General features: G+C 53.4%; 11 protein-coding genes. 2 read left to right on the top strand and 9 right to left on the bottom strand.

The genetic code is table 11. The annotated features are described in order from the left end of the window. Nucleotide 1: 1 nt before the first annotated feature. Nucleotides 2–613: a hypothetical protein gene (locus tag TM49_RS13775; protein WP_045682076.1), complete on the top strand. Its 612-nt coding sequence runs from the start codon at nucleotides 2–4 to the stop codon at nucleotides 611–613. A 230-nt stretch (nucleotides 614–843) separates the two neighbouring features. Here the strand turns inward: TM49_RS13775 and TM49_RS13780 are convergent, their stop codons facing one another. The 4 genes from TM49_RS13780 to TM49_RS13790 all read right to left on the bottom strand — a co-directional run bounded on the left by TM49_RS13780 (nucleotide 844) and on the right by TM49_RS13790 (nucleotide 6296). Continuing rightward, nucleotides 844–1683 (bottom strand): XamI family restriction endonuclease, encoded by an 840-nt coding sequence (locus tag TM49_RS13780; RefSeq protein ID WP_158498635.1) that lies wholly within the window; start codon nucleotides 1681–1683, stop codon nucleotides 844–846. Nucleotides 1684–1687: 4 nt separating this feature from the next. Beyond that, the gene (locus TM49_RS13785) at nucleotides 1688–3334 is read right to left on the bottom strand and encodes an Eco57I restriction-modification methylase domain-containing protein (protein ID WP_201777004.1); all 1647 of its coding nucleotides are present in this window, start codon (nucleotides 3332–3334) and stop codon (nucleotides 1688–1690) included. Next, on the bottom strand, nucleotides 3331–3507 hold the full coding sequence (locus TM49_RS23665; RefSeq protein ID WP_158498636.1) for a hypothetical protein: 177 nt from the start codon (nucleotides 3505–3507) through the stop codon (nucleotides 3331–3333). Before TM49_RS23665 ends, TM49_RS13785 begins: the two co-directional genes overlap by 4 nt. A gap of 182 nt (nucleotides 3508–3689) precedes the next feature. After that, on the bottom strand, nucleotides 3690–6296 hold the full coding sequence (locus TM49_RS13790) for an AAA family ATPase (RefSeq protein ID WP_082074742.1): 2607 nt from the start codon (nucleotides 6294–6296) through the stop codon (nucleotides 3690–3692). A gap of 776 nt (nucleotides 6297–7072) precedes the next feature. On the opposite strand from TM49_RS13790, the gene TM49_RS13795 reads away from it, so the two are divergent. Continuing rightward, nucleotides 7073–8431, top strand: coding sequence for a DUF6538 domain-containing protein (locus TM49_RS13795; RefSeq protein ID WP_045682082.1), 1359 nt, complete (start codon nucleotides 7073–7075; stop codon nucleotides 8429–8431). Between the two features lie 114 nt (nucleotides 8432–8545). Here the strand turns inward: TM49_RS13795 and TM49_RS13800 are convergent, their stop codons facing one another. The 5 genes from TM49_RS13800 to TM49_RS13815 form a co-directional block, all read right to left on the bottom strand. Beyond that, complete coding sequence (locus tag TM49_RS13800; RefSeq protein ID WP_144409564.1) at nucleotides 8546–8809, bottom strand: hypothetical protein; 264 nt, start codon at nucleotides 8807–8809, stop codon at nucleotides 8546–8548. Further along, nucleotides 8806–9348: a hypothetical protein gene (locus TM49_RS13805; RefSeq protein WP_144409565.1), complete on the bottom strand. Its 543-nt coding sequence runs from the start codon at nucleotides 9346–9348 to the stop codon at nucleotides 8806–8808. Before TM49_RS13805 ends, TM49_RS13800 begins: the two co-directional genes overlap by 4 nt. Nucleotides 9349–9402: 54 nt before the next feature. Beyond that, nucleotides 9403–9534: a hypothetical protein gene (locus TM49_RS23990; protein WP_280136241.1), complete on the bottom strand. Its 132-nt coding sequence runs from the start codon at nucleotides 9532–9534 to the stop codon at nucleotides 9403–9405. 35 nt (nucleotides 9535–9569) lie between these two features. Next, on the bottom strand, nucleotides 9570–9950 hold the full coding sequence (locus TM49_RS13810; RefSeq protein ID WP_045682089.1) for a hypothetical protein: 381 nt from the start codon (nucleotides 9948–9950) through the stop codon (nucleotides 9570–9572). 190 nt (nucleotides 9951–10140) lie between these two features. Then, on the bottom strand, nucleotides 10141–10806 hold the full coding sequence (locus TM49_RS13815) for a S24 family peptidase (protein WP_158498637.1): 666 nt from the start codon (nucleotides 10804–10806) through the stop codon (nucleotides 10141–10143). Between the last annotated feature and the right edge of the window lie 249 nt (nucleotides 10807–11055).

Consider the following 11055-nt stretch of genomic DNA (forward strand, 5'->3'; position numbering starts at 1 on the left):
CATGTCGCCAAGTTTAGGGTTTAGATTTGATGCTGATGCTTATCGCTATAGCAAGTCCGTTGATATCCTTAAGGATACACTCTCAGCGGCGCTGAGGGGGCTCCGGGATCAGAGAGCTACTCTTCAAGAAGAGTATAACCAATACGAAGAAGGCGGAGTGCGAATTGGAGAGTGGGAAGACGACGGTGTGAAGCTTTGGGATCAGGCGGACGTGTACGCTTTCCAAATCGACGCTACGGATGAGGCAATTGCTAACTTGTACAAGCCCTATGTGATCGCGTTCTATCACAACTGGGAACGTAATCTCGCGAGACGGGCAAACCTCAAAGACAAACCGAATCATACTGTGCTGCGGGACGCTTTGTCGAAGATGGGGGTCACTCTTCCTGACCGCCTTGACGCCGTGCGTGACCTGACAAATGCGCTAAAACACAACAGCGACTATTTTGGCAGAAAGCTCTTGAAGTCATGGGAGGAGCTGCTTCCGATGAACTTTTCCCCGAGGAAGGAAGAAAACTTGACCGATTGGTACGAGCTTATCAACATCAGCGGCAACCAAATGCTTGAGATCATTGCCACTGTCCGCAAAGCATACCCCGACGTCTCGACATAGAGGCGACATAAAAACAACAAAACCCACGCAACACACATTCTACGATCCCCCGACAACTCCCTCCTCGTCGTAGACCAATGCCAAATTGAAAAATCGAACACGGCTGCATCTACGTCTTCGGGGTAGGGGAGGTCCCTGGGCAGGGTCGTGTATTTTTGCCGGGTGCCTTAGCGCAAACCTTGAGTGTTGTGTTTCTGTTCTCTTCAAAGCTGCAGAAGCCGAATTGCGCTTTATGTTAGTGAGGTAATGAATTCCCGTAGATCATTGAGGCGATGATCCCAGAAAAGATATACGCCTTTATCGTTCTGAACAGTCTCGCAATTCGAAACGCTGAAAACGCCACTCAATACGGCACTGGCTAGGACATTCGCGCGGCCAAGCTGGTCGTGCCAGATTGTTGCCTTTCCACCCGTGTCATGGACAATGCGCTTATAGGAGTTCACCTTTGAATTCGAGACCTTGCATTCGATCGCCATGATGCGTCCGCTTGGCACTGTCGCCACCACATCAGCTTTTGCGCCCGCAAGCGGGGTTTCACCCATGAATTCGCCAACTGCAGGAGCTGCCGATGCGTTCAGGATATCCCTCTTAGGAATCTCGGTGTAGCCCAAGCTGCGGAGCAGCTCTTTGACCTTTTCTTCTTGCCGATCTTTCGCATCGTTGCGTCGAAAGGTTTCGACCTTTTTTGCTGACACTAAAGCGGCCGAGGCGATGATCGCCGCCGAGCGTTCATGCGGATCAGGATCCCGCCCTTCTTTCACCCAAGGAAAACGATGTGGGTCCAAAATGCGGAAAATGATGCCCCGCAGTTTTTCAGCGCTATCTGGGTGTTCTTCAAGCCTCGTCGGAGCAATAGATGCCTCAACGAGCGTTTTGAGATCGTCTTCTGATATTGGCGGAGCGGTGAGATAGCAAAAAGCTCGACGGCTATCATCGTTGCGCATCAAATCTGCGATTACGGAGGCATCAACCTTCGGATTCCTCAGTTCTGGAATTCGATCAACCAAAGCGCCAAAAATCTTGCTGAAATTCTGAAAATGCTCCGAATATAACTCTAGCGGTTCGTCCATCCGTTCATGTCTGAACGTAGTCTCTGCCTCTCTGCAGTCTTCTTCCAGCTCGGTTCTTGTCCATCTCTTCGGTAATTTCATGCAAGCTCTCTAGCCGAGGTATGGCAATGCGCTCCAGTTCTTTCGGCTCAAACTTAATGAGTCCGCCTGCATAGATACGCCCGCCATCAGTTGTAGCTCCATCGTGCAAGAGTCGGACAATTGAGTCTAGTGTTTTTGCGGGAATATGCTCGCGCGGATATAGGCCGTGAGCAATGTTAATATGGCGGGCCTTTGCCGCGTTTCTTACAAAATGAGGGGCGCGTCGTGCCATATAGGTGCAGAGGATGGCCGCAGGATCTTTATAGCCCACGCTCCACCACGCTCGCCTATGCTTCGCAATATATGACATATCAGCGTCATGCTCCCGTGCCCATTTAAGGTACGCTTCGACCATTCTTTGCTCCGCGGACGTCAGATCAGAAAGTTCCACGGGAAGGTTCACGACGCGCCGCAGGTTATCGGCGGAACGCAGCACTGATGAGACTGCTAGCAGCTCTCTTGCTCGCGTAACTGCCGGAAGCAAAAACCGCTCAGGAAGTGGTGGCGCATGATCGCCATGAACCCACACGTGATTGCCGCCAGTCACTTGTCCTCTATGTACGCGAAACAGCTCGCCAAGCTCCATGAAGCCGGGTGACGGCTTAGGAGTAGTGCGGATCAGCATTGACCATTTTTGCGCACCATTAAGATCGTCCCAGGAGACGCGGCGCCCGTCGGCAAGGCTTGAAAGCTCGCTCACATGATCGACACTGCGCATAGTGAACTCATCGGGCCGATGGTCGACCTGAAAGCAAGTGATCGCGCCAGTAGTTAAGGCATCCGCGAAGGGCATCGCTTTTGGGGAAATTAGATGCACCGATGTGCCGCCCAAGCCATCAGCAAGCATGTCACGCAAAAGGCGACCGTAATTTACATCAAGCCATTCGGCCGCTGTTATGAACGCGCCGTAATCTCCCCGCCGCCCGATCATGCGAGTTTTCAAAAAGAAATGGACGTGCAGCCCGGCAAGTTTGCTGGCTTTGAAGCCGACTTTCGCGGCCTCTACTGCTAGCCAAGTTTTCCATTTTTGCGATATGTCATGATGACGCACGTATGGCGGATTTCCGATGAACAGAGTCGGTCCAATGACCTTGGGTAGGGTGAGTTGCCGATAGTCCATGAGTTTAACGTTAAGCCGATCAGCAAATCCCAAAACGCTCGCATTCGCACGAAGCATTAGAACTGCTAAAGGATCGGTCTCAACGGCAATTAGTGGCACATTTGGGAATTGTTTTGCGGCGGCCATAGTGAAACGGCCTGAGCCGGCTCCTGCGTCGACAATGCGTACGGGTGCGATTGGCCTTGCGGTTGCCCATGCGATCATGGCGTCGACAATCACGCGTGGTGTGTACGTAGCTCCATTTTCGCGGCGTACGCCTACGGAGCGGATTCGTCCGAAAATATCACCAAGCGGATCTTCGCCAGCCTGGATCAAAAGGCGGGTGCTCTCGACAACCGAAGAATGTATATATTCTCGTGCTTCCACTTTCCGCTCTGCAGCGGTCAGAAATCTCTTATCAGATATCAACGCGAGGGAGAGAGCGGCTAGTTCCACTTCACTCCGGATCATGATGAAGCCTTTTGCCGCCGTTCTTGGTAGTCAATCCACATCTCTTCAAAGAGCTTTCGCAATGACAGGTCCCGCGAAGCCGCCTCCGTTTTCACGGCGCGCGCCATTTCCGGTGAGAGGCTGAAGCCAACAATCTGCCGGTTAGCTTTTAGGTCTTTGGTTGATTCACTCATGTCACGATAGTGTCGACAAGTCGACATTTCGTCAAGTGGTTAATCCTCTATAACGCCATAAGTGTGGTATTGGTTTGCTCCGGCTAATGGTCGAGTTTGCGATGCGGCGCAGACGCAGTTAATCGTGAACCGAATCGCTTCAATCCAACCCTCACGCGGAAGTAATCCTCGTTCAGTTGAGACTAGCCGATCGATGCCTGAAGCTGGGCGCCCCGATATTCTAATTCACGTCGACGCAACTCGATGGCATCTGATATCGTAGCCTCGCGTTTGTAAGCGTTAATCTGCTGCTCCATAGCTTCTAGCTTCGATAGCATGCGACTGAGGATTTTACATGCGGTGATATCGGCAAACGCTCTTTGCTCGACGTCATTCCACCATTGTTCAAGAGCCTCTACACCCATGTCGAGCAAACTTACGACGACTACATCAGCTACTGCCAGTCGCGAGACGGCTTCAAATACTTTTAATCGATCCCCTGGACGGGGATTATCTTGCTTTACAGCTTCGATATAGGTCCGAGCAAAATCAAAACGCTCTTGCGTTAGCTTTTGAAAGAAGTTTTGTTCAAGACGTGCGCGTCTCATCTTCGCTGAGATGCGCTCAACCGCCTCAATAGCTAGGTCCGCAATGCGCCTTTGGTCTCCGCGCAACCTCGCGGTCTTAATCAGTTCATAGTTAGCTTTAAGATGGGCGGAGAGGGCAATGTCTCGGCCGGTTTCAGTGGACATACGTGTGCGAGTGAATTCGCGGAGGCCGATCCAATCCTCTAGTGCCGTCTTCGCCTCTATGGTGTTAGGCAGCAATTCCGGCTTTGTGCTACCCAATTTGACCGCGCGTTCTAGTTCGCGGTCCGCGTCGCGATGCTTGGGAGGCCTTGTGCGAAGATAGGCCGCCCCGAGGATACTAGCCGCATCACCGTTATCCGTAAACTTTTTGCTTAAATCCTGCGCAACGATCAAAGCCTCGCCAAATTGCCTGTCGGCCCACATCCTCGCAATTGCTCTAATTCCGGCACCAATTTGTTTCTCCTGACTACCGCTTTTCTCATGAGCGCGCGCTACAGCGGTCTCAACGGTCTGTGAGGTGAGGCCGAGCTGATCCCTAATAAGGTCGACCACGGCCCCCAGCTCGTCGGGTACGCTTATCGCAGCGTCGCTGTGCGTGTGGGTGACTGTGGAAATTAGATGATAGGCCTGTAGTTCCGTCACCTGATCGCGAACCCTTCGCTCAGGTAGGTCTAGTACCTCAGCGATATCTTTCAGCGTCGTTTCACCAAGCAAAATCACCGCGTAAAGGACGCGAGACGCCATAGGGCTGAGGCGAGCTAGCTCTCGTTGAAAGGCGAAACTGCGTACTTCCTCACCGTCGGCGCCTCTCCATTTTTGAACGACCTCGCGACGATTCTCGCCAAGCTTAATCAACCTAGCGATTGAAGCAGCGAAGAGCGGTGAGCCCGACGACGCCTCGAATACCTCTTCAAGGCCCTGCCCAGTAAAGAGCGGAATTCCGAAAAGTGAACACAGATTGTTTAAGTGAGCTTGGAAGGCCTGTCGTTCTAGTCCTCGGATTTTTACAATAGAGGTCGGAGGCAACCCTTGATCTATTCGCGAAGTCATAAGCACTCGCGAAGGGGGCAACTCTCGTCCGACTGTTCGCAAGGCCAAGCTGTTTAAAGCGGCTACTGTTTCTTTCTGTTCATCCGGCAGGAGTGTGTCGAGGTCATCGACGATGATTAATGAGGGGATGTGCATTAGTCCTTCCACCAGTCGATCCGCGATCTCAACGAAGCTCGGGTCCTCCTCCGAGATTGGGAAGTCGTAGCGAAGAATTTTTAAAATCGCTAAGTAAAGCGTGCTTAGATCGGAAAAGTCGACTCGTGAAGTTGGGACCATTCGCCCGCGAAGTGCTGAGAAGGTTTGTTTCTTTGCAGTGAGCCAGATTACTGCCTCGACCTGGCCCGCTCCGGTTTCAGTTATTTCTTCGGCAAAATGGTAAGCAAGCGTTGTTTTGCCCAGACCGCCAATTCCTGTGATTAAGCGCACCGGGCTGCGCGAATCTCCGATCCATTGGCGAAGGCTTGCCAGTTGCTGGTCTCTTCCTACGAACTCAATGAGGTCGTCATCACGTGCAGGTAAGTGTGACTGAATTTGAACCGGGCCGGATGTTGGAATTTCCTCTGGTGGAAGTCGATTCGAATGCAAAAATTTCCAGTCTTCGTGCGTGTTCGTAGCAGGGCGGCATTCATCGCGTATGCGCACATAAACTTCTTCTTGGAAGCAGGGTTTCTCGTTAGCCTTCTTCGGCCCCTTGCGAACCATCCGAACCGGCGGAGCGTGCTCGGAGCGACGTGGAATCAATAACAGGCCCAACGTTAACGGCGCTTTGCGCGACGGAGGTTGATAGTCAAGATTTGTGTAAAGACATTCGATACTTGTTCCAGTATAGCTATGCACGGAGCGATTGAAGTCTGAGCAATTGAAAATTTCGTTAAAACCGATAAGACGGTTTCTGCCCTTATCACTTACGCCGAACAAGATATAACCACCAAAGGCATTATGAAAGGCGACAGCATCTTTTACGAGTTCGCCAATTGCCAGGCGATGAGCCAGCTTGTCTTCTTCGTTGGGAGATATATCTAGTACCGGGGCCTTGACCTTATAGTCCCAAAGTTGTCCCTCTGAGTCATAGGGTTTTCCATGAGGAAGTAGTAAGTCTAATATTTCTTTGGTTAGTTTCCTATTCTCGACCGCGACCTTGAGGCTGTCGAACATGTTTTCTGTGCTCATCGGCTCCCCGCGAATCTTTATCCTGTTCCTCTTCCGAAAAGGTAATTGCTTCCTTGCACTTGTAAAAGAAGAAATTATCAGTCCTCAGATAAAAGATGTAGCTCGGCGAGCACTCTCCAGGAGCAGTGTTTTCTGCAAAAAAAGGTTGGAAAGGCAGTACCCTTCAGGCCAGGCGTTTTCTAACGAAGCCAGCTTTGAAGACTACCCACCGACTATCAATGTGCTTGCCACTGGCAGTCGCTTAAGCACGCTTCCAAGTTTCCTAAAGGAAAAATTCTGGTTAAATTACTAAAATTATTCGTTAAATTCAAAATATGGCAGCTATTTCCATATTTGAATTGAGATTTGCCCGCTCTGCGGCATGTAGGAGGCGCAGTTCGAGGGACATTTGTCGCCCACTAAAGGGCTTTTCAAGCCCGACCGTGAAAATGCCCTCAAAACCATGAAGCCTTATATCTCGGGCGCTTGGCGGGGAGGGAGCTCTTCAGTTCCATAAGGGACCTTATGACGCATCCACTGCGGATGCTTCTGTTTTCAAGCTTTTTGAAGAGGTTGGCTGCCACTGGGCTGCGCTCAGGCTAGATGATGAACTTTGAAGACCTGAGCTGTCAAAGGCAATTCCTGACGTCGCCGCCCATCATATCGGCAGATCGCTTGAGGTACAAAGCATTCGCGCCGGTTCCCGTCTGTTTTCGCCAGTTCCCGGATATTGCAACTTCATCTGACAAACAACAGTGTAGCGAATTGTGTATCAAAATGTGCTACAGAGTGCTCAAATGGCTTCCAACGGACGAGAAAATCCTGATCGTTTTCTGCAGCGCCGTTCAGGCATCTACGCCTATGTAAGAAGGGTACCGGCGAAGCTTGCAGCTGTTGATGAGCGTTCGCCCGCCGTGAGAATTTCACTGGGCACGCGCGATCTTTCGGAAGCCCGGGTTAAGAGAGATATTCATGAGGAGGCCGACAACGCGCTTTGGGCGTCCATGTTGGCCGGTGGTGACCGCGAGCAGGCCAATGCCCGCTACAAAGCGGCCGTCGCTAGGGCGCATGCGCTCGGCTTCTCCTATCGGACCGCTATGGAAATTCTTGCCAGCGAAACAGGGTCGATGATTCATGACCGGCTGATGGCGCTTTCCCGGCTTCCAGTCGGAGGCCATGACGCTTCGGCTGTCGTAGGGCTTGAAAAGCATCCGCGCGTGCCGGTTTCCGAAGCTTTTTCTGTTTACACTGACGAAATCGCTGCGCCGGAACTAACAGGCAAGAGCGATTTCCAGAGGTTTTCATGGCTGAAAGTGAAGCGGCGGGCGCTCAACAATTTTATCGAGGTTGTTGGCGATAAGCCGATCGATGAAATTACGAGGCAGGACGCCACGAAATTCTATAACTTTTGGCTGACGCGCATTGCCCCAAAGGATGGTCGTGCAACGCACACCGCTTCGTCGGGCAACCGCGATGTCGGCAATATGCGGAAACTCTTCGCTGACTACCATCGCTACCGCGGCCTTGACGATGTGAAAAATCCCTTCGCCGGACTTTCTTTTTCCCAGAAGGTTAAGACAACCCGCCCGCCTTTCCCTACCGAGTGGATATCCAAGCGGATCCTTAGGGCCGGGGCACTTGCTGGGCTTAATGACGAGGCGAGGGCGATCTTGCTGGCGCTGATTGAGACCGGGGCTCGGCCGTCAGAGATCTGTAACCTTACCCATGGCATGATCGACCTTAACGCGGATGTGCCGCATATCTTGATCGAGCCACGTTCAGATCCCGATGACCGGCGCGAGATCAAAACGGCTTCTTCTATCCGCGCCGTGCCGCTGGTAGGGGTTGCACTTGCCGCCATGCGTGCGCATCCGGACGGCTTCCCGCGCTATAAGAACAAGGAAAACGGACTTTCGGCGACGCTCAATAAATTCTTCCGGGAGAATAAGCTGTTCCCGTCATCACGCCACAAGATCTATTCTCTCCGTCATTCCTTCGAGGATCGAATGAAGGAGGCTGGCGTCGATACCGAACTTCGGATGATGATCATGGGACACACGATCGATCGTCCGCAATATGGCGCGGGCGGCTCGCTTTCCTGGAAGCGGGATGCGCTGGAGAAGATCAAGTTGGATTTTGATGAGGCGATTTTGTGAGGGGTGCTGTCAACTAACGTGGTTATAGGTGAACCTGGTCCGGCAGGCGGCAGCTGTGCATCAGCTCATAATTCAGTCTGATTGACCATTGTTGATGGACCAGAAGGAGGCGACTCAGACCCCACTGAGCCCTTTAGTTTCGTTAACGCTCGCTGCCTGTCCGGCTGTCTTCATCTGCGCCACGCGCGCTCGCGCCGCTTCGAAGATCGACCTGTTCTGGAGGCGTTTTTCGATCTGCCCCTCCACCCAAGCGTAAAGCTCGAGAAGTGGAGTGGCGTCGTCTCCCCGGGCGACGATCTCCTGGGCGAGGCGGTCCCGCCCCTTCTCGATGTCGGCGAGCGGTACATGGAGCGGAATATCAGATGGCTGCGACGTCATCCTCTCCGCCTCCATACTTCAAAATCCTTGACCATTTCGCGCCAGCGGGCAGCAGCCTCTGGGTCTGTGTTCAGCTGGCTCCGGCTGGTGATCGCCATCACCGACCGCACGCGCGTCGCGGCCATCTTGTCGGTCGCCGGATGCGGCAGGTCATGCCGCTCGATCAGAAACCGCATGAAGGCCGGCTCGGTGCACTTCATGGCGCATTCTGCGGCATAGTCTTTCGCAGGCTTTCCACCCTGCGCTTCAAGCGCCTGCTTGAGCTTCTCGATCTCACGGCGCCGCTCGGCGTCACGTCTGGCGGCGGCATCCAGCATGCCGATCAGATCGGCCGGGATCTCTATATGCCGTCGTATCAGTTCGCGATTGTCGGCAGGGCAGGTGGCGGGAAGCGAGCAGATGACCTCCGGTTCGTCAGGACCTGTGACCTCCAGATGCATGCCGGCGGTGTCGGCCATAACGTGGATGAGTGGAACAGCCCGGGAGATCAGCGCACGATAGCTGTCGAGCCGTTCCCGTGCGGGTAGGCGATCAGCCATGGCTGGATACCGCGCCTGTAGGTCCGCTTGCGATGCTTTCGTGCCGCGTCATGGTCATACCCCCGAGGCTGCTGCAAGCGCGGCCTCGAAGGTCGCAAGCGCGTGGATGGTGAGGAGGAGGAGAAGGACACCGCCAAGAACGACCACCGGCAGGGTGATCCGGCGCAGCAAGGCGCAGTCGGCCAAAGTGAGGGGGTGCCTATGAGCGGAAAGGCGGACGATCATGCATCACCGCCATTCTGCCCATCCACGGCTGCGAAGATGCGCGAGACGAGCCCATGCTTGGCGAGGGTGTCGTCAAAGCGGCGCCATCGGAGGCAATCAGGCTCGGTCAGGGCGTAGAAGGTCACTTCCGACGGATCGAGGTCTGGCGGCAGGTATCCGCCATTGGGTAGCGCGGGCTCATCGGGGCTGTGGGTGTCATCGGAAACGCGCGGCTCGATCCCTACTTCGGAAAACAATCCGCCGGGACTGAGTTTGGCGAATTCGAAGTCCGAGGGTTCGGCCACTTCGTCGACAACATCCCAGATCTGATCGAGATTGCCCCAGACGATGCCGTGCAGTTGTTTGGTGTCTGCTGACCTCACCAGATAGACGTTCATTGCATCCTCCGTTCCTCTGCGTTCGTCGGTGAAAGATGACGAACAAGTGAGAGCGGCCTATCGATAGGAATAAACCTATTGCGTCGTCAATAGGGAAAATAGGAATATGCCTATTGGTGTGGGAAAAATAAAACCCGCTTGCGGCGGGTTCTGATATTCAGATGGTGATTACGACCGAAATCGCGGGGCTTCAGCCGCGCCACTGGAAAACGGCAATGACCCTGCCATAGACCTCGACGTCTGTTCTGAGCAACTCGTAATCCGGGTAGCGACTATTGTCGGAAATGACCCGCACCTTGTCTGATCTCGGCACCAGGGCAATGCGCTTTACCATCAGGCCGTCGCCGTAGTTGATCGCGTAGATATCTTCTGGGACAGGCGTTGTATGCCCTGTGTCGATGAACACAAAAGAGCCACTTGTGATCGTCGGGTCCATGCTGTCGCCGATGACCGGAAGAGCATACGTGTTTCCCATGCTTCGCCAGAGGTTTTTGACGCTTTCGGGAAACGACCAGAAGCCATCTGTATGTTCGGGATCACTGATTTTGCCGGCTTCGTCGACGGCGATATGTAGCAGGCCGCCGTTTCCGGCTCCGGAATGTATGGTCAAGTTGGGAACGTCTCCCGCTGGCGCGCGGGTAGCCTTTTTCTGTTGTGGTCCGCCGATATCCTCTTCGGGGATATCGAGGAGCTCCGCCAATTGAGATCGCGTTCGCTCTCGGAGTGTGGAGGGCACACCGCGTTCAACGTATTGCTGCATATAAGCGTGATTCTTCCCCAAAGCCAGAGAAACCTGCTTGTAGGTCAGCCCCCTCTCTTCGATTCGTTTCGCGATAAGTTTTCTGATTTTGTCCATGAAGAAAATCATCTCATAGGAATTGACCTGGGCAAAATAGGAATATACCTATCTGTGATAGGAATAAGCCGATTTGCTTATCCGAAGCGCGTGAGGTCACCCGCCAATGAGCGAAGCTATCCAACTTCACAGCATGCTGGAAAGGTCTCTGATCGTGGTGAAGCCCTGTCCAACGGGTTTCGCATTCAGGCCTATCCCGGATCATGCTGCTGCCAATGGGGTCACCTGCTGATGGTTTTTACCCAAACG

It is taken from the genome of Martelella endophytica, from assembly GCF_000960975.1.
GTDB classification, from domain to species: Bacteria; Pseudomonadota; Alphaproteobacteria; order Rhizobiales; family Rhizobiaceae; genus Martelella; species Martelella endophytica.

What these genes read in the sequence shown, in the direction of transcription:
- TM49_RS13790 (WP_082074742.1), bottom strand. Translation starts at nt 6,296, where the DNA reads ATGAGCACAGAAAACATGTTCGACAGCCTCAAGGTCGCGGTCGAGAAT.
- TM49_RS13775 (WP_045682076.1), top strand. Translation starts at nt 2, where the DNA reads ATGTCGCCAAGTTTAGGGTTTAGATTTGATGCTGATGCTTATCGCTAT.
- TM49_RS13810 (WP_045682089.1), bottom strand. Translation starts at nt 9,950, where the DNA reads ATGAACGTCTATCTGGTGAGGTCAGCAGACACCAAACAACTGCACGGC.
- TM49_RS13815 (WP_158498637.1), bottom strand. Translation starts at nt 10,806, where the DNA reads ATGGACAAAATCAGAAAACTTATCGCGAAACGAATCGAAGAGAGGGGG.
- TM49_RS23665 (WP_158498636.1), bottom strand. Translation starts at nt 3,507, where the DNA reads ATGAGTGAATCAACCAAAGACCTAAAAGCTAACCGGCAGATTGTTGGC.
- TM49_RS13795 (WP_045682082.1), top strand. Translation starts at nt 7,073, where the DNA reads ATGGCTTCCAACGGACGAGAAAATCCTGATCGTTTTCTGCAGCGCCGT.
- TM49_RS13805 (WP_144409565.1), bottom strand. Translation starts at nt 9,348, where the DNA reads ATGGCTGATCGCCTACCCGCACGGGAACGGCTCGACAGCTATCGTGCG.
- TM49_RS13780 (WP_158498635.1), bottom strand. Translation starts at nt 1,683, where the DNA reads ATGGACGAACCGCTAGAGTTATATTCGGAGCATTTTCAGAATTTCAGC.
- TM49_RS13800 (WP_144409564.1), bottom strand. Translation starts at nt 8,809, where the DNA reads ATGACGTCGCAGCCATCTGATATTCCGCTCCATGTACCGCTCGCCGAC.
- TM49_RS13785 (WP_201777004.1), bottom strand. Translation starts at nt 3,334, where the DNA reads ATGATCCGGAGTGAAGTGGAACTAGCCGCTCTCTCCCTCGCGTTGATA.